Genomic DNA, 17,008 nt, shown 5'->3' with positions numbered 1-17,008 from the left:
GTAGGACAGTCCGACGCGCGAAATAGGATGGTTTTTGGATGGGGTGTGGTTGTGGAGTCACGCTTGGCATGACGAGGGTATGTAGCTAACTACCAATCTCAGTCACTTGGCCGTCGTCATACGCATCCTTGAAGCGGTAATTCGTTAGGTGGCAACTCGAAGTCTAAACGGTCAGATATGATAGAAGCGATCGTTGGTCGAACGATCAGCGAGGTGGCAAGCGCCAGTTCATTCGCATCGGTGCGACGCCTTCAACGGGCTCGCCTTTTGCATTTCGGGCAGGTTTGAAGCGTCGCTTGCGAGCGACAGCGCAGGTCGCATCGTCAAGGCTGGGATATCCACTGCTCTGTTCAACGGAACATCCTTCGACCTTACCCTTTGCATTGACGTGAAGTTGCACGAAGCTCGTGCCTTCCAGCCGCTGATCAACTGCTTCCTTTGGATAATCCATATCTGACAAGAAGGTGCCGGGGATGCCTTTAGGAGGCGTTACGGCATAGCTTGCTTCGGGTGCGGGCGGTTCTGCCGCCGCAACGGAACTTGCGAAAAGCAGAAGAGTCGGCAACCAGCGCATAGAAGCTCCTGTCTCGTAGCTGAGTCTTTGTGCGCTATCGTTTGGGCGTCCGCAATTGGGTTGATCGTGGCCGAATGATTTTCGACCTCGCGACGTTAGCTTCGCTGGCCATCTCTGCGAAAACCGACAGTCCGCTTTCCACCCCTTCTCGCCGCCTAATGCTTACCCGGCTTGTTCGACGTTCCCGGTGCGGTGGGGTTGATGAACGTCGCCCCCGCCGGCATCGCCGTCCCCCCCATGTCGATCCGCTGCACTTCGTGCCGGGCGACGTTGGCGGGGTCGTCGCGTTCCTTGATCGCCGCCTTCGTTTCGGCGTTCTGATCGGCATCATCGCCGCCATCGCCGCCGCCGCGCGTCCAGCCCAGGATGATCGACATGCGGCGGTTGCGCGGGTCATAGGCATTGCCCTTGGCGAAAGGTTCGCGGTCGGCGACCCCTTCGATCCGGGCGAAGCGGTCATTGCCGATGCCATTGTCCGACAGCGCCTTGCGGGTCGCTTCGGCGCGGGAGGAGGAGAGCATCCAGTTGTTCATCGACCGCCCCGCCGCATAGGGCAGGCCATCGGTATGACCGCGCACGATCAGCGGATTGGGCATGGTCCGCAGCACGCCCGCGACCTCGCCGATCAGCGCGCGCGCCTGTGGCACCAGAACGTCGGTGCCCATCGCGAACATCGCGAAATCGGCTTCGTCGATCAGGTCGATGCGCAGTCCTTCGCGCGTTTCGGTGAAGCGTACATTCTTGCGCAGCTTGTTGATGCCCTGGCGTCGCGCCATGCGGGCTTCCAGTTCCTTCTTCACCGATTCGAATTTCTGCCGGTCGGCGGCGCGCATCGCCTTGCCACCTTCATCCTTGGTGCCGGTGGCGTCGCGCGGGATGGTGATGGACAGGTTGCCCTGACCGCCGGTGGTGGGGTAATTTTCCTTGCCCATGATGCTGTCGCCGCCCATCAGCCCGGTCGATCCGGCGGACGCCATCTTGAGTTCCACCAGCGTCGGCGTGAAATAGTCGGCCAGCGCCTTGCGCTGCTTTTCGGTGGTCGCGCCGAGCAGCCACATGAGCAGGAAAAACGCCATCATCGCCGTCACGAAATCGGCATAGGCGACCTTCCACGCGCCGCCATGATGGCCGCCATGCCCTTCGACGATGATCTTCTTGACGATGATCGGCCTGGGTTCAGGCTCGTTCGCGCCGCGCTTCTTGTCCCCCGCCATGGCTTATTTGCCCCGCATGCCGTCGAACACTTCGGCAAAGCCGGGCTGGTTGGCGTGGGTCAGGCTGGAGCGGGCGGCCTCGATCACCAGCGGTTGCGGGTGGCCGTGCAGCGATGCGACGATGATCTGCTTGACGACATGATACATCGCGCCGTCCGCCTCGATCACGCTGCGACAGCGGTTGGCGAAGGGGTTGACCATGCCGTAAGCGAGCAGCACGCCCAGGAAGGTGCCGACCAGCGCCGATCCGATCATCGCGCCCAGAATGGCGGGCGGCTGGTCGATCGATCCCATGGTCTTGACCACGCCGAGCACCGCCGCGACGATGCCGAGCGCGGGGAGGGCGTCGGCCAGCCCCTGCAGATTGTCCGCCGGCTTGATCGCTTCATGGTGATGGGTCTTGAGGCTGTTGTCCATCACCTCCTCGACCGCATGCGGATCGAGCGTGCCGGACGACACGACCACCAGCCGCAACGTGTCGCTGATGAGGTGGATCAGCGTCTTGTCGGTCATCAGCCGGGGATATTCGGTGAAGATGGTCGAGCTGGCCGGGTCCTCGATATGCGGTTCCAGCGCTACCGGCCCTTCGACCCGCAGCGTTTTCATCAGCTTGGACACGAGGAAGATGCAGTCGAGAAAATCCTGCTTCTTATATTTCGGCCCCTTGAACACTTTGCCAAGGCCACCGCCGAGCGCTTTGAGATCCGCGCCCGAATTGCCGATGATGAGCGCACCCACCGCCGCGCCGCCGATGATGAGCATTTCATGGGGCAGCGCGTGCAGAACCGGGCCGATGTCGCCGCCGGTGAAGATGAACCCGCCGAACACCATGCCGATGAGGACGACCAGTCCGATGACTGCGAACATGAAAAATCCCCGATATTCTGCCCCTGGGGCGCCAATTCCATCAGCATCGCATGAGGACGCTGCCAGATGGTTAATACGGCCCGATCAGGCCACGCTTTAGGACGAACCGATTTTACGCGATCAACTGATGAGATCGAACAGCGTCTTTTGATTGATCCGCGCGAAGGCGGACTGGGCGGCGTCGAGTTGCAGCAGCTTGGCTTTAACCGACGAGATCACATCGGTCAGGTCGGTCGATTCAAGGCCGGACCGGCGATCGGTGAGGTCGAGATCGACGCTGGTCAGGCGCGTGCCGATGACGTCCAGCCGGTCGCCCCTGACACCCTGTTTCGCCTGTTCCACCGCCAGATGATTCTGCCCGGCCTGGATGGCGTTGAGCGAGGCGGCGAGATCGGCGTCCGATCCGCCGTTGAGCGCGGCGATGCCCTGCGCGAGAATATCGTCCAGCGACTTCGGCGAACCGCTCACGTTGATCCCTTCCGATACCGACTGGCGTGTGCCCACCACGGCGAGGTTGAGGCCCCGGCTGACCGGCACGAGCACGCTCTGGCCGTCATCGAACACCGGCACGCCCTGATAATCCTTCTGGTTCAGCAATTCGCCGACCGTGGTGCGGATCGTCTTCAGCTCCTCGCCGATGGCGACGCCGCTGGTATCGTTGAGCGCGCCGTTGCGGGCCGACGTCATAAGCTCCTGCGCGCGCGTCATCAGATTGTTGATTTCTTCCAGATTGGCTTCGGCATTGGCGGCGCGCCCGCTGCCATAGCTGACATTGGTCTGCCAGGCGGCCTGTTGCGCCTGCGCGCGGCCGATGTCCGACACCTGAACCCAGGCGAGCGCATTGTCCGACGGCTTGTTGAGGGTGATGCCGCTGGAAATGGCGGTCTGCCCTTCGATGATGCTTTGCGACAGCGCCTGTTGCCGCCGGATTTCCGCGATCGCCGTCTTGGCCGTGATTCCTACCATGGCGTCAGCCCTCTCAATTCATGATCTGGAGGATTGAATCGACCGCCTGCTTGGCGATCTGTAAAATCTTGGCGCAGCCCGAATAGGCCTGCTGAATGCGCAGCAGGTCGGCCGCTTCCATGTCGAGATCGACGCCGCTCACCGCCTCGCGCGAGGATATGGCCTGATCGCTGCGTCCTTGCGCCGTGGTCTGTTCGGCCTTGGTCGCGGCGAGCAGATTGGCGTGCGTGGCGATCAGCGCGGTCCAGCCCTGTTCGACGCTGCCCGCGCCGCGCAGGGTCGATCCGGCGGTCAGCAGATTGCCGTTGAGCGTGCCGTCCGCCGATTTGGTGGCCAGTTCTCTGGGATCGGTGACGAGCGCGGCGATGCCGGCAGCGCCGCCGCCCACGGACAGCAACGGTTTGCCCGCTATGCCCGCATCCGTCACACCCTGCGCATGCCAGGCGTTGACGTTGCTGGCGAATTGATTGGCGAGCGCATCCAGACTCGCGCGGCGCTGCGTTGCGGTGGCGGCGGATGAAAACAGCCCGCCCAGCGCGCCGTTGGCGGGCGCGGCCAATGCCGTCCCGTCGCTGGTCGCCAGCGCGAGTGAGCCGTCCGCATTGGCCGTCACCGCGATCGGCGTGGCGGTGATGCCCGCCACCAGCGGCTGGCCATTATAGCTGACCTGCGCGGAATCATGCGCGCCGAAGCTGACCGTGACGTTGAGATTGTCGGTGAGGTCGCCCAGCGCCGCATCGCGGCTGTCGAGCAGTTGCGCATAGGCCGATGTGCCGGGTTGCGCGCGCAGCAGGCTGTTGTTGATATCGGCGAGGTTGTTGAGCGCACGATTGGCGGTCTGGACGGCCGACTGCGCTTCGGTATTGATGCCGCTCGACACATTGGCGAGGTCGGCGGCGGTCTGGCGAAAGGATTCGGCGACGCGGGCCACGCTGTCCAGCGTCGTCACCCGCAGCGACGTGTCGTTGGGGCTGGCGGCCAGCTTGTCGATATTCTGGAACATGCCGGTCATCAGCTTGCCGACGCCGGTGTCGGTATCGTTGAGCGCGGTTTCCGTGTCGCCCAGCCACCGCAGCCGCGCCGTCGCGCTGCCGAGCGCCATGCCGGTCATGCGCACGGTGGCGTCGAGATAGGGGTCGGTCGCCCGATTGATGCTCGATACCTGCGTACCGCCGAAATTGCCCTTGCTGGTGTAGCTCGCCATCGTCGCGGTGGACGATCCCGATTCCGTGGTCGTGACCGAGCGGCGGGCATAGCCGTCGGTGCTGGCGTTGGCGATATTCTCCGAAATCGCCGCCATCGCCGTGCGATAGGCTTTGGTGCCGGACGCGCCGATGATGAACAGATCGCTCATTTGGCGCCAGCGGGTTTTGGGGTCAGGGGGTTGGGGGTCCTCCCGCCAAATTGCTTCAGCAGCAGTTCGGCGATGCCGAGGCTGCCCTTTGTCGCCATGGAATCGGCGGTGCGGGCGTCGGCCATGTCGCGAAACTGATCGGTCGCGCTCGAATCCGTGATGCCCTCGCCCATGCTGGACGATCGCATCGCGCCGATCATCTGGCGCAGGAAGATCGCCTCGAACTGCTGCGCCGTCTTTTCCAGACTCGCCTTGTTCGCGGTGGCCGGTTGGGCCGCGCCTGTCGAAACCGTCGATACCTGCATCACAACACCACCAGTTCGGCCTTCATCGCGCCGGCTTGCTTGAGCGCTTCCAAAATCGCGACCATGTCCGCCGGCGATGCGCCGATGGCGTTCACCGCCTTGACGATATCAGTCAGCGACGCGCCGCCTTTAAAGTTTATCATCGGCCTTTTCTGTTCGTCGATCGCGATGCTGCTCGATTGCTGCACTGCGGTCTGGCCCTGGCTGAAGGGGGCGGGCTGGATGATCTGGGGCGATTCGCTGACGCTGACGGTCAATTTGCCGTGGGCGACGGCGGCGGGATGGATCTTGACCGCGCCGTTGATGACGACCGTGCCGGTGCGGGCATTGACAATCACCTTGGCGGGGGCTTCGGCGGGATTGACCTCGATATTCTCGATCATCCCCATCATCATGATGCGGTCCTCCGCGCCGGGCGCCGCGTCGATCGCGACCGACACGGCGTCGGTGGCGCGGGCGCGGCGATCGCCGAAGGTGCGGTTGACGCCATCGGCGACGCGCAGCGCGGTGGTGAGATCGGCTTCGGCGAGGTTGAAGATCAGCGTCGGCGCGGTGTCGAAGCCGGTGGCGACCGCGCGTTCGACCGTGGCCCCGCCGGGAATGCGCCCGGCCGAAGGAATGTTGACCGACACCTGGCTGCCGTCCGCGCCGGACACGCCGAGGCCGCCGACCGCGAGATTGCCCTGCGCCATGCCGTAAATCTCGTTATCCGCGCCGCGCAGCGCGGTCATGATGAGCGTGCCGCCACGCAGCGACTTGGCCTTGCCCAATGCGGACACGGTGACGTCGAGCCGCTGGCCGGGCTTGGCGAAGGCGGGCAGATCGGCGGTGACGAGTACCGCCGCCGCGTTCTTGAGCGCGGGATTGACCCCCTGCGGCAGCGACAGGCCGAAGCGCGAGACGACGCCCTTCATGCCCTGCGTCGCATAATCGAGGCTGTCGTCGCCCGTGCCCGCAAGCCCGACGACGATGCCATAGCCGGTGAGCTGATTGGGGCGCACGCCCTGAAACGTGCCCAGATCCTTGATGCGTTCGGCATGGGCCGGCGAAGTGAACAGGGCGAACAGGGCGAGAAGCAGGATGGCCATCCATCCGTTCCTGTCTTTCCCGCGCAGGCGGGAACCCATCTCCGGCGTTATCGCGGGGCGCGCGGCCCGGAGATGGGTCCCCGCCTGCGCGGGGATGACGGAGTAGGAGGCGGACGCGAGACGGCTCATCGGGACTCTCATTTCCATCAGAACGGGCTGATCGCGGAGAAGAAGCGCTGCAACCAGCCCTGGCGGCTGGCATTGGCGATCTCGCCCTTGCCCTTGTATATGATCTTGGCGTCGGCCACGCGGGTCGATGCGATGCGGTTGTCCGCGCCGATATCGGCCTGGCGGACGAGGCCGCTGATCTGGATGAATTCGTCGCCGCGGTTGAGCGTCAGCGCCTTTTCGCCCTTCACCATCATGGTGCCGTTCGGAAAGACCTGTGCGATTGTGACGGTGATTTCGCCCGACAGCGCGTTCGACTGGGTCGCCGCGCCCTTGCCGCTGAAGGCGTTCTGGCCGCCCATCGCGACATCGCTGGCCGAAAACAGTTTGGACAGCACGCCGGTCGTCGGCGGGGTCAGGCCGATGCTGCCGTTGCGGCTGGTATCGGCGCTGTTGCTCTTGGTCGCCTGCGTCTTTTCAACGAGGACGATGGTGATGATGTCGCCGACGCTGGTGGCGCGTGCGCCGCTGGTGAGCGGAGTGTAGCCCATCGACGCCTGAAAGATCGATCCGTTCGCCACGGGGGCGGGCGGCTGGGCCATCACGGACGGCGCGTAGAAATCGCGTTCGATGTCGCGCTTCTTGCGGCCGGCGATCGCGGGCGACGCGGCCAGCGCGATCAGCGACAGCGCGGACACGGTGTGGAAGGCGATGCGGATCAGGCGGCTCATATATTCTGGTTCACAAATTGCAGCATTTCGTCGGTCGCCTTGATCATCTTGCTGTTGACCTCATAGGCGCGCTGCGTTTCGATCATGTCGACCAGTTCCTCGACGACATTGACGTTCGAGGTTTCAAGGTTGCCCGAGCGGATGTTGCCGCGCCCGTCGAGACCCGCTGCGCCGACCTGCGGCGTGCCGCTGGCGGCGGTTTCAGTCAGCAGATTGCCGCCGATCGATTGCAGGCCCGCCGAATTCATGAAGCTCGCCAGTTCGATCTGGCCGAGCTGGGTCGGTTCGGCCTGGCCTTGCAGCGTCGCGGACACGGTGCCGTCATTGCCGACCGTCACCGACGTCGCGCCCTGCGGCACGGTGATTGCGGGGATCAGCGGCAGGCCGTCGCTGGTGACGACCGTTCCCTCCGCCGTGACGCTGAAATTGCCGGCGCGGGTATAGGCGGTCGACCCGTCGGGCCGCTGCACCTGAAAATAGCCAGCGCCCTCGATCGCCATGTCGAGCGCGTTGCCGGTTTCCTGAAGCGTCCCTTGCGTGTTGATCTTGCTGGTGCCCTGAAGCGCCACACCCGATCCGAGATTGAGACCGGTCGCGAACTTGTTTTCGCTGTCGCTGTTGGCGCCCGCCGCCACGATCTGCTGATAGGCCAGCGTTTCGAAATCGGCGCGGTCGCGCTTGAAGCCGGTGGTGTTCACGTTCGCCAGGTTGTTGGCGATCACGCGCATCTTGGTATTCTGTGCGTCAAGCCCGGTGCGGGCGACCTGAAGGGCTGCGTTGCTCATCTGTTGTCTCCCTTAGGAATCGAGGCGCATCAGCGATGCGCCGCCGTCATCGAGCTGTTTGGCGGTGTCGATCATCTTGACCTGGGTTTCGTAGGCGCGGCTCGCCTCGATCATCTGCACCAGCGCCGTGGTGGCGTTGACGTTCGATCCTTCGACCGATCCGGCGGTGACGGTGGCGAGCGGATCGTCCGGCAGTGCGCCGCCATTCACCTCGCGGAACAGCCCGTCCTTTCCCTTGGCGATGGAGGAACCGACCGGGCTGACCAGCTTGAGCTTGTCGATCTGCTGCGGGCTGGCCGGGTCGCCGCCCTGCGGCACGCCCCAGATGCTGCCATCCTGTGCGATCGATACGCTGCTGAGTTCGGGCAGGGTGATGGGACCGCCTTCGCCCAGCACGGGCAGGCCGTCGCCGGTGGTCAACAGGCCGCTGTCGGAGACTTTGAGGTCGCCCCGGCGCGTATAGGCTTCGCTGCCGTCCGCGCCCTGCACGCCCAGCAGGGCGTCGCCGTTCATGGCGACGTCGAGCGGGTTGCCCGTCTGGGTGATCGCGCCCTGCGCCATGTCGGCCGCGATCACCTGTTCGGAGGCTTGCGCCCGCGTGTCGAAGGTGTCGCCCTTGATCCAGCGCGTCTCGGCATTGGCGATTTCGGCGCGAAAGCCGATGGTGTTGGCGTTCGCGAGATTGTTCGCGATCGACGCCTGCCGCGCCATCGCGCCGCGCATTGCCGTAAGTGCCGTGTTGACGAGCCGGTCCATGGGCTATCCTCTTGTCCCGTCCGCCTTAACCGCGGATATTGACGATGGTCGTGGTCAGCGTGTTCGCCGCCTCGATCGCCTTCGCATTGGCTTGGAAATTCCGCTGGGCGGAGATCAGCGAGACCAGTTCGTCGGTGATGTCGACGTTGGAGCGTTCGAGCGAACCCGAATTGACCGCGCCGAACATGCCGGTGTTGGCCGTGCCGATGATCGGATTGCCGCTCGCCACGGTCGAGGACCAGTGCGCGTCGCCTTCCTGCCGCAGCCCTTCCTGGCTGTTGAAAGAGGCCATGGCGACCTGACCCAGATAGGCGGTGCTGCCATCGGCGTAGATGGCCGAAACAAGGCCTTCCTTCGACACGCCGACACTGGTCAACTGGACATTGCCCAGACCCTTGTAGGTGGTGGGCACCTGAAGGTCGGTCAGATTGGCCGGGGTGGTCGTGTTGGTCGGTGCGGTGCTCAGCGCGCCGGTATCGGGGTTGACCGCCAGCACCTGAATGCGCGAGCCGGTCGTGTCGACGACATAGCGGTCATCGTCCACGGCGAATGCGCCGTTGCGGGTATAGCTGATCGTGCCATCTTCACCCTTGACGGTGAAATAGCCCTCGCCGGTGATGGCGAGGTCCAGCGTCTTGTCGGTGGTTTCCAGCGTGCCCTGCGTGAACTGCTGGGTGATGCCCTGCACGCGCACGCCCTGGCCCGACACCTGATTGGTGGTCTGCATCGGCGCGGCGGCGAAGATGTCGCCGAACTGCGCCTTGCTCTTCTTGAACGCGGTCGAATTCACGTTGGCGACGTTGTTGGAGATGGTGGACAGGTCGGCCTGCGCACCCTTGAGACCGGAAAGCGAGATGTAGAAGGACATGGCGTTGCTCCTTAGGTGAAATGGCTGGGATTAGCTGAGGCTGAGCGCGTCGGACGGGCTGTAGGTGCCGAGCGCGGTGATGAGCTTGGAGGCGGAACCGTCCGCCGGGGATTGCACCGCGGCGACGGTCGCCCAGGTCGCGACCCGGCTGGGCGTCGCGCCGTTGACCTGCACCCGCAGGGCGGAGGACGCGACGGTCTGGCCGCTGTCGTCCTTGCCATCCCAATAGAAGGATGCGTCGCCGGCGGGGCGGTCGCCCAGCGCGATCGACTTGACGACATTGCCGCCGGCGTCGACCAGATCGACGCTCGCGCCGCTGGTGGCGGCGGGCAGGGTGATTTGCCCCGCATACAGGCCGCTGGCGTCGGGCGCGGCGATATTGCTCTGCACCAGCATCGAGCGGCCGATCCAGCTTGCCGCGTCGCCGATGCGCGAGCCGCCAAGCTGCGACTTGATCGCGGCGAGGTTCGCGTTCATTTCGGCGATGCCGCTCGAATTGGTGATGGTCGCCATCTGGGACACCATCTGGGCGTTATCGACCGGCTGGAACGGGTCCTGCGTCTGCATCTGCGTGGTCAACAGGCGCAGGAAATCGGCCTGGCCCATTTCGGACTTGCCGGTGCCCACGGTCTTGTTGCCGTTATAGACGTTCAGGCCCGCGCTGTCGGTGACGGTGGAGGTCGTCGTCATTTGCCGATCCTTATGGTTTCCATCATCAGGGATTTGGCGGTGTTCAGCACCTGCACATTATTTTGATACATGCGTGCGGTCTCGACCATGTCGATCAGCTCCGCATTGCTGTCCACGGCCGCTTCCCAGACATCGCCATTCTTGTCGGCGAGCGGGTGATTGGGGTCGTGGCGCTTGGTCGGTTGCGCGCTGGTGGTGACGACATTGGCGACCTTGACGGTCGACACGCCGGGGCTGTCGGTGACGGATTCGAACACCGGCTTGATCGCGCGATAGGCGGTGGCCGCGCTGCCGGTGACGTTGCCCGCGTTCGCCATGTTCGACGCCGTGGTGTTGAGCCGCAGCAACTGGGCGCTCATGGCCCGGCCGGCGATGTCGAAAACATTCATGGGTCCAGAGCCACTCATGCTCATTCTCCCTTCAGCGCGCGCGTGATGGTGTTGAGGCGACCTTCGAGAAAGGAGAGGGTCGTGCGATATTTGACGGCGTTTTCCGCAAACAATGTCTGTTCGGTGCTGAGTTCCACGGTATTGCCGTCGAGGCTCGGCTGAAGCGGCACGCGATAGCCCATGGAGTCATCGACCGCTTTGGACAGGCTGGCCGCGCTGCCGTTGGCGGCGCTGGTGGCTTCCTTGAGCGCGGCGTCGAAATCGATGTCGCGCGCCTTGTAGCCGGGGGTCGAGGCGTTGGCGATGTTGGACGCGAGCAGGGACAGGCGTTGCGAGCGAAGCGCCAGCGCCTTTCCATGGATCCCGAACAAGCTGTCTTCCAACGACATTGCGACTTCCGTCCTCTTTTGCCCGCAGGCGCTAAATCTTCCCGTCCCGCCGCCGTTCTGATCCTCAAGGGCGTCCGGCGAGGGCGTTCCAGCCTGATATCCGCAAGAGCCGTGCCAATTTCGCTTTGGCCCGGCCCGGCAAGATGAATGTCGCGCAGATCTGCGGCTTTCATGGCGGCCAGCGGCAAGGACGGCAAAAAATTGCCGGTCGGCGGCAGCGCTTTGCCGCCATGCCGAGCCGATCGCAGCGGGGTGAATTTTCGATGATCGAAACCATGGGCCATCTGTTCGATCCGCTGACGCTGGCGGTGATGGTGGCGGGCATCGGGCTGGTGGCGCTGTTCCAGAACGGCCCGGCAGCGCTGGCGCGCGCCTTCGTTGCGCTTGGCCCGCTCTGCATGGCCGATCCCGCGCGGGATCGTGACGCGGCGCGCGCGGCGATGCTGAAAATCGATCAGGTGGCGCAGCTGCGCGGCCTGTCCTGCACCGACCGGGTCAAGACCGCCAATCCCTTCCTGACGCAAGCCGCGCGCAAACTCGCCAATAGCGAGCGCATCGACCATTTCGAACGCTGGGCGGCGCAATCGCTGGGCGACCGGGCGCAGCGTCATGCGAGCGCGCGCAACGCGTGGTTGTCGATCGCCGACGCCGCCCCCGCGCTCGGCATGGCGGGCACGATCATCGGCCTGGTCGGCATGTTCGCGGCGATGGACGATCCCGCGACGCTTGGCCCCGCCATGGCGCTGGCGCTGCTCACCACATTCTATGGCGTCGTCATCGCCAATGTCCTCGCCGCGCCGGTCGCCGCGCGGCTGGCCGACCTGTCGGAGCGCGAGCTGGCCTGGCAGCAGGAAGTGATCGCGGGCATGCTGTCGATCGCCCGCCGCGAACATGCGCCGGTGCGCCGCGCCGCGATCCGCGAAGTCGCATGACCCCCAATTCCTCTCTCGCCCGGCGTAATCGCTGGGCGATCAGCTTTGCCGACCTGACCCTGCTGCTGCTCGCTTTTTTCGTGCTGTTGCAGGCGAGTGGTCAGCGGCGCGACACCATGCTTGCGGGCCTCAGCCGGCAATTTGGCGGCCCGGCGATGCGGGCAGGCGTGGACCTGCGCGCCGCCGAACTGTTTACGCCCGGCGAAGCGTTTCTCACCGCCGCCGGTCAGGCGCGGTTGAGACAGGTGGCGCGCCAGTTCGTGCGGGAACCAGGCGGGCTGGAGGTGCGCAGCCACGGCACCGACGCCGCGCACCAGCGGTTCGACGATTGGGATCTGGCCGCCGCGCGACTGGGCGCGGTGGCGCGCGCGCTCAAGAGCGACGGGATTGCGGGCAGCCGTCTGTTGATCCGGGGGCTGGATCAGGGTGACGGGCGCGCGGGCGAGGGCCAGATCATCCGCATCGCGCCGGGCGGCAAGCGGCGGTAGATTTTGGCATGAATATTGCAGAACAATGGGAATATCCTGCCCATCATGGGAGCCGCACCGTGACCAGATTGACCGTCCTTCTTGCCCTGACGCTTGCCGGTATCGCCGCGCAACCGGCGATGGCGCAACAGAAATTCGAAAATCTCGACCGCGTAGACGGCCTCGTCGCGATGACGGTGGGCGCGAATATGGGTGAGCCGGGCGGTCCCGTGGCGCCCGTCGATCGCCGCCTGCGCCTCGCCGCTTGTCCGACCACGCCAGCGGTCGACGGGCCGATATTCGGCGCGGCGATCGTCAAATGCGACGCGCTGGGCTGGCGCATCCGCGTGCCGCTCGTGGCGGGCGGCGCGGCTGGCATGACAGGGCCGGTGGGGCGCTATGGCCAGGCCGCGCGGCCCATGCAGAAACAGGCGGTCATCCGGCGCGGCGATCCCGTGCAACTGACCGCCGGGAACAGCAGCTTCAGCGTGTCGCGCGTGATGCTGGCCGACGAGGATGGCGCGATCGGTGACACGATCCGCGTGCGCGAGGACAAGAAATCCGCGCCGATTGCCGCGCAGGTCATCGACGCCGGCCTTGTCCGCATTCCGGGGTTTAATGATTTTTGAAGATATCCGTATATAGTCTGTATGAGACGAGCAAAGGATAGACGCATGATCAAGTCAGTGGGCCAGGGCATCAGCGCCGCCATCGAGGCGAGCCGCCTGCGCGAGAGCGGCAAGACCCGCGCGTCCGCATCGACCGGATCGGCGACCGCGTCCTCCTCGACCGAATCGACCAGCCCCGCCGCCCGCATGGCAGCGGAGGGCGCGCCCGTGGACCTCGACCGCATCGCCGCGATCAAGGCCGCGATCGCCTCGGGCAATTATCCGGTCAATGCATCGGCCATCGCCGACCGCATGCTGGCGCTCGATCTGCCGGTCGCCGGCTAATCTCATGCCGCTCGGCCTCGCCGCCCTTGACGACCTGTTTCGCGCTTTCGACGAGTTGCGCGATGTGCTCGACGGTTTCGACGCGGCGGAAATCGACGCCGCCAGCGCGCGCGTGGCGCAAGCCGCCGCCAAGGTCCGCGCGATCGGCGCATGGCGGGCGGACCCCGCTATCCTCGAAAGATTGAGCATGCTCGTTCCGCTGCTCGAATCGGCGCGCATGCGCACCAGTCTGTTGGCCGATCATGCCAGCCAGCGTCTGGCCCTGCTCGCGGCCCATGGCGCGAAATCCGCGCCGCTCGTCTACCGCCGCTAAATCTTCCTGTCCTGCTACCGTTTATTCGGGAATGCGCCCTTGGCGCATCCGCACCAGCCCGCACCCCCACCCGACCACCCACAGAGTGTATCCTGAATGGGCGGTCGGGTGGGGTGCGGGCTGGTGCGGCAACCGAAATGTGCTCTTCCGCGCATTTTTCAAACAGAGTCTAACCGCTGAAACGCGTGCTGTTGCCGTGCGCGCTTCATGCCGTATTTATATTTCTAAGCGCGCGTTAACCAAATATTGGCACAAGCCTTGCTCTAATGATCCTCATATCAATGGGGGTTGTTCATTTGTCGGCATTTGCAGACATGGCTGTATCGGGGGCTTCGGCCGGCAATCGCGTGACGAATGCGATCGCCATGGCGTCGCGCCGTACCGGCGTCGACTTTTCCTATCTGCTGGGACAGGCGAAGCTCGAAAGCAGCCTTAACCCCAGCGCACGCGCCACGACATCCTCCGCCACCGGCCTGTATCAGTTCGTGGACCAGAGCTGGCTCGCGGTCATCGACAAGCATGGCAGCGAATATGGCCTTGGCTGGGCCGCCGACGCGATCAGTCGGGGTCCCAATGGCCGCTATTATGTCGCCGACCCCGAATTGCGTCAGCAGATCCTCGACCTGCGCAAACATCCCGAGACCGCTTCGGTGATGGCGGCGCAGCACGCCGCCGACAATAAGGATTATCTCGAAGCGCGCCTTGGCCGCGAGGCGCAGCCGGTCGATCTGTATCTCGCCCATTTCCTGGGCGTGGGCGGCGCATCCAAATTCCTGTCGGCCAATGACCGCTCGCCAGGCGCGACCGCCGCCGCGACCTTCCCGGCGGCCGCCCGCGCCAACCGCTCGATCTTTTACGACCGCGCCGGGAACCCGCGCAGCTTCGCCGAGATTCGCGACCGTTTCGCCGCCAAGCTGCAAAAGGGCGTCGATTCGATCGGCGGCGGCGCGGTGCAATATGCCGATGCCTCGCTGCCCAATGGCGCGAAAACGGTGCAGCCCGCCGATTATGTCCGCATCGAAACCCAGCGGCTCGCCAGCGCCGCTGACGTTGCGCCGGTGCCCCAGCCGCACACCGCGCGGCTCGCCTATCTCATGCTCGCCACCCTCGGAAGGTAACGGCCCGATATGACGCCTGCCCAAGTCAAAGCGAAGATATGGATGAGCGCCGCCAAGGGTGCGGTGCTGCCGATCGCGACGCTCATGGTCGTGCTGTTCATGATGGTGCCGGTGCCCGCGATCATGCTGGATATCGGCTTCATCACCAACATCATGATCTCGCTCGCTGTGCTGATGGTCGCGCTGAACGCCGCCAAGCCGCTCGATTTTTCCAGTTTTCCGACAGTATTGCTGTTCGCGACGCTGCTGCGCCTTGCGCTCAACGTCGCCTCTACCCGCGTCGTGCTGGTGTCGGGGCATGAAGGCTCCGACGCCGCCGGGCATGTGATCGAGGCGTTCGGCCATTTCCTGATCGGCGGCGATTATGTCGTCGGCATTTTCGTGTTCGCGATCCTGATGATTATCAATCTGGTCGTCATCACCAAGGGCGCGGGCCGCGTGTCCGAAGTCAGCGCGCGCTTCACCCTCGACGCCTTGCCGGGCAAGCAGATGGCGATCGACGCCGATCTGAACGCCGGCCTGATGACCCCGGAGGAAGCCAAGCAGCGCCGGCAGGAAGTCGCGACCGAAGCGGATTTCTATGGTTCGATGGACGGCGCCAGCAAGTTCGTGAAGGGCGACGCGGTCGCGGGCATCCTGATCCTGGCGATCAACATATTGGGCGGCATCATCCTGGGCGTGGTCAGCCACGGCCTGTCGATGGGCGAAGCGGCGCAAACCTATATATTGCTCGCGATCGGCGATGGCCTCGTCGCGCAGATTCCGGCGCTTTTGCTGTCGATCGCCGCCGCCTCCATCGTCACCCGCGTCAAGAGCGAACAGGATTTGTCGGGGCAGGTGGCGGGCCAGTTCGGCTCCAGCCGCGCCTGGATTCCCGTCGCCGCGATCATGGGATGTCTGGGCGTGCTGCCGGGCATGCCGCACATGATTATCCTGCCCGCCGCCGCTTTTGCCGGTTTCATCGCCTGGCAGTTGCGTAAATCGGCCAAGGCCAAGGCGAACGCACCCGCACCGGCGCCGCCCGCTGAAAATCCGGCGCTGATCGAATGGAATGATGTGTCGGACGGCGCGATCTTGGGGCTTGAGATCGGCTATGGTCTCATCGCTCTGGTCGATGAACGCAAGGGCGCGCCGCTGATGGCGCGCATCACCGGCATCCGTCGCCAATTGTCGAAGGAGCTGGGCTTCGTCGTGCCGATGGTGCGGGTGAAGGACAATCTCGCGCTCGAACCCAATCAATATCGCATCACCATCGCTGGTGTCGTCGTCGGCGAGGATGAGATCTGGCCCGAAGATCTGCTCGCGCTCGACAGCGGCGCGCTGGACGGCACGGTCTCCGGCCGCGCCGCCAAGGACCCGACCTTCGGCCTCGACGCCGTGTGGATTTCGCAGGCCAAGCGCAGCGAAGCGGTGATCGCGGGCTATACCGTGGTCGATCCGCCGACGGTGGTCGCGACCCATCTCAACCAGCTGATCGCGATGAACGCGGCCGAAATGTTCGGCCTTGATGAAACGCGCAAGCTGCTCGACAATCTCAAGGACGCCGCGCCGCAACTGGTCGAGGGGCTGACGCCCGCGATCCTCAGCCTCGCGCAGATCAGCGCGCTGTGCCGCGCCTTGCTGGCGGAGGGGATCGCGCTCAAGGATTTCCGCCGCATCTGCGAGGCGATGGTCGATGCCGCACGGCCCGACATGAACATGGATCAGCTGGTCGAAGCGGTGCGCCAGCGGATCGGCGCGCTCATCATTCAGGGCCTCGTGCCGGTGAAGATGCCGCTGCCGGTCATCACGCTCGACGGCGATCTCGAAGCGCTGCTGGCGCAGGCGATGCGGGTTGCGGGCGATGCCAAACATCCGATCGAACCGGCGCTCGCCAACCGCATCATCGAAGCTGTCATCACGGCGGCGCGGCCGATATTGGGGCAGGCGCGCAATTTCGCCATCGTCACCTCGCCGCTCGCGCGCCGCGCGCTGGCTCGCCTATTCAAGCCGCATCTGCCCGAAACGCCGGTGCTGTCCTTCCTTGAGATTCCCGATGGCAAGGGCGTCGAAGTGGTCGCCGTGGTCGGGGGGGAGCAGCGCCCCGCGCCGCGCCACGATCCGCTGCCGACCCGCGAACGCGTGGCCTGAAGAGGAGCCGC

The 17,008-nt window shown here is 64.8% G+C and carries 21 protein-coding genes; 7 read left to right on the top strand and 14 right to left on the bottom strand.

Going from position 1 to position 17,008, the window contains the following annotated elements; translation table 11 throughout:
• Window positions 1-205: 205 nt before the first annotated feature.
• From ACODSN_RS05240 to flgB, 14 genes are all read right to left on the bottom strand, one after another.
• The gene (locus tag ACODSN_RS05240) at window positions 206-574 is read right to left on the bottom strand and encodes an energy transducer TonB (RefSeq protein WP_489053668.1); all 369 of its coding nucleotides are present in this window, start codon (window positions 572-574) and stop codon (window positions 206-208) included.
• Window positions 575-729: 155 nt separating this feature from the next.
• Window positions 730-1,788: a flagellar motor protein MotB gene (locus ACODSN_RS05235; protein WP_489053666.1), complete on the bottom strand. Its 1,059-nt coding sequence runs from the start codon at window positions 1,786-1,788 to the stop codon at window positions 730-732.
• A gap of 3 nt (window positions 1,789-1,791) precedes the next feature.
• Window positions 1,792-2,655, bottom strand: a complete 864-nt coding sequence (gene motA, locus ACODSN_RS05230) for a flagellar motor stator protein MotA (protein WP_489053665.1) — start codon at window positions 2,653-2,655, stop codon at window positions 1,792-1,794.
• Window positions 2,656-2,775: 120 nt separating this feature from the next.
• Window positions 2,776-3,621: a flagellin gene (locus ACODSN_RS05225; protein ID WP_489053663.1), complete on the bottom strand. Its 846-nt coding sequence runs from the start codon at window positions 3,619-3,621 to the stop codon at window positions 2,776-2,778.
• Window positions 3,622-3,634: 13 nt separating this feature from the next.
• A complete protein-coding gene (gene flgK, locus ACODSN_RS05220) occupies window positions 3,635-4,975 on the bottom strand; it encodes a flagellar hook-associated protein FlgK (protein WP_489053661.1) in 1,341 nt (446 codons plus the stop codon).
• Complete coding sequence (locus tag ACODSN_RS05215; RefSeq protein ID WP_489053660.1) at window positions 4,972-5,280, bottom strand: rod-binding protein; 309 nt, start codon at window positions 5,278-5,280, stop codon at window positions 4,972-4,974. Before ACODSN_RS05215 ends, flgK begins: the two co-directional genes overlap by 4 nt.
• Entirely contained in the window at window positions 5,280-6,368 is a 1,089-nt protein-coding gene (locus ACODSN_RS05210) for a flagellar basal body P-ring protein FlgI (RefSeq protein WP_489053776.1), read from the bottom strand. Before ACODSN_RS05210 ends, ACODSN_RS05215 begins: the two co-directional genes overlap by 1 nt.
• A 146-nt stretch (window positions 6,369-6,514) precedes the next feature.
• Window positions 6,515-7,207 (bottom strand): flagellar basal body L-ring protein FlgH, encoded by a 693-nt coding sequence (locus ACODSN_RS05205; RefSeq protein WP_489053658.1) that lies wholly within the window; start codon window positions 7,205-7,207, stop codon window positions 6,515-6,517.
• Complete coding sequence (flgG, locus tag ACODSN_RS05200) at window positions 7,204-7,992, bottom strand: flagellar basal-body rod protein FlgG (protein WP_489053656.1); 789 nt, start codon at window positions 7,990-7,992, stop codon at window positions 7,204-7,206. Before flgG ends, ACODSN_RS05205 begins: the two co-directional genes overlap by 4 nt.
• 12 nt (window positions 7,993-8,004) lie before the next feature.
• Complete coding sequence (locus tag ACODSN_RS05195; RefSeq protein WP_489053655.1) at window positions 8,005-8,748, bottom strand: flagellar basal body rod protein FlgF; 744 nt, start codon at window positions 8,746-8,748, stop codon at window positions 8,005-8,007.
• Window positions 8,749-8,773: 25 nt separating this feature from the next.
• On the bottom strand, window positions 8,774-9,616 hold the full coding sequence (locus tag ACODSN_RS05190; RefSeq protein WP_489053653.1) for a flagellar hook-basal body complex protein: 843 nt from the start codon (window positions 9,614-9,616) through the stop codon (window positions 8,774-8,776).
• A gap of 30 nt (window positions 9,617-9,646) precedes the next feature.
• A complete protein-coding gene (locus ACODSN_RS05185) occupies window positions 9,647-10,306 on the bottom strand; it encodes a flagellar hook assembly protein FlgD (protein ID WP_489053652.1) in 660 nt (219 codons plus the stop codon).
• Entirely contained in the window at window positions 10,303-10,695 is a 393-nt protein-coding gene (gene flgC / locus ACODSN_RS05180; RefSeq protein ID WP_489053650.1) for a flagellar basal body rod protein FlgC, read from the bottom strand. The genes ACODSN_RS05185 and flgC overlap by 4 nt, the downstream gene beginning before the upstream one ends.
• 20 nt (window positions 10,696-10,715) lie before the next feature.
• Window positions 10,716-11,084 carry a flagellar basal body rod protein FlgB gene (gene flgB, locus ACODSN_RS05175; RefSeq protein ID WP_489053649.1) on the bottom strand — a complete coding sequence of 123 codons (369 nt, stop codon included), beginning with the start codon at window positions 11,082-11,084 and terminating at the stop codon, window positions 10,716-10,718.
• 263 nt (window positions 11,085-11,347) lie between these two features.
• Between flgB and ACODSN_RS05170 the strand changes: the two genes are divergently transcribed.
• The 7 genes from ACODSN_RS05170 to flhA all read left to right on the top strand — a co-directional run bounded on the left by ACODSN_RS05170 (window position 11,348) and on the right by flhA (window position 16,997).
• Window positions 11,348-12,016 carry a motility protein A gene (locus ACODSN_RS05170; protein ID WP_489053774.1) on the top strand — a complete coding sequence of 223 codons (669 nt, stop codon included), beginning with the start codon at window positions 11,348-11,350 and terminating at the stop codon, window positions 12,014-12,016.
• Window positions 12,013-12,504: a flagellar motor protein MotB gene (locus ACODSN_RS05165; RefSeq protein WP_489053648.1), complete on the top strand. Its 492-nt coding sequence runs from the start codon at window positions 12,013-12,015 to the stop codon at window positions 12,502-12,504. The genes ACODSN_RS05170 and ACODSN_RS05165 overlap by 4 nt, the downstream gene beginning before the upstream one ends.
• A gap of 119 nt (window positions 12,505-12,623) precedes the next feature.
• The gene (locus ACODSN_RS05160) at window positions 12,624-13,112 is read left to right on the top strand and encodes a flagella basal body P-ring formation protein FlgA (protein ID WP_489053772.1); all 489 of its coding nucleotides are present in this window, start codon (window positions 12,624-12,626) and stop codon (window positions 13,110-13,112) included.
• 45 nt (window positions 13,113-13,157) lie between these two features.
• Window positions 13,158-13,436: a flagellar biosynthesis anti-sigma factor FlgM gene (gene flgM, locus ACODSN_RS05155; RefSeq protein WP_489053646.1), complete on the top strand. Its 279-nt coding sequence runs from the start codon at window positions 13,158-13,160 to the stop codon at window positions 13,434-13,436.
• A gap of 4 nt (window positions 13,437-13,440) precedes the next feature.
• Entirely contained in the window at window positions 13,441-13,749 is a 309-nt protein-coding gene (locus tag ACODSN_RS05150) for a hypothetical protein (RefSeq protein WP_489053645.1), read from the top strand.
• Between the two features lie 296 nt (window positions 13,750-14,045).
• Window positions 14,046-14,867, top strand: coding sequence for a lytic transglycosylase domain-containing protein (locus ACODSN_RS05145; protein ID WP_489053644.1), 822 nt, complete (start codon window positions 14,046-14,048; stop codon window positions 14,865-14,867).
• A gap of 9 nt (window positions 14,868-14,876) precedes the next feature.
• Window positions 14,877-16,997: a flagellar biosynthesis protein FlhA gene (flhA, locus tag ACODSN_RS05140; protein ID WP_489053643.1), complete on the top strand. Its 2,121-nt coding sequence runs from the start codon at window positions 14,877-14,879 to the stop codon at window positions 16,995-16,997.
• Window positions 16,998-17,008: the final 11 nt, after the last annotated feature.

It is taken from the genome of Sphingobium sp. FG11, assembly GCF_057809915.1.
Note: the sequence above shows the minus strand (reverse complement) of the source record. Positions and strands in the feature narration are given on the sequence as shown.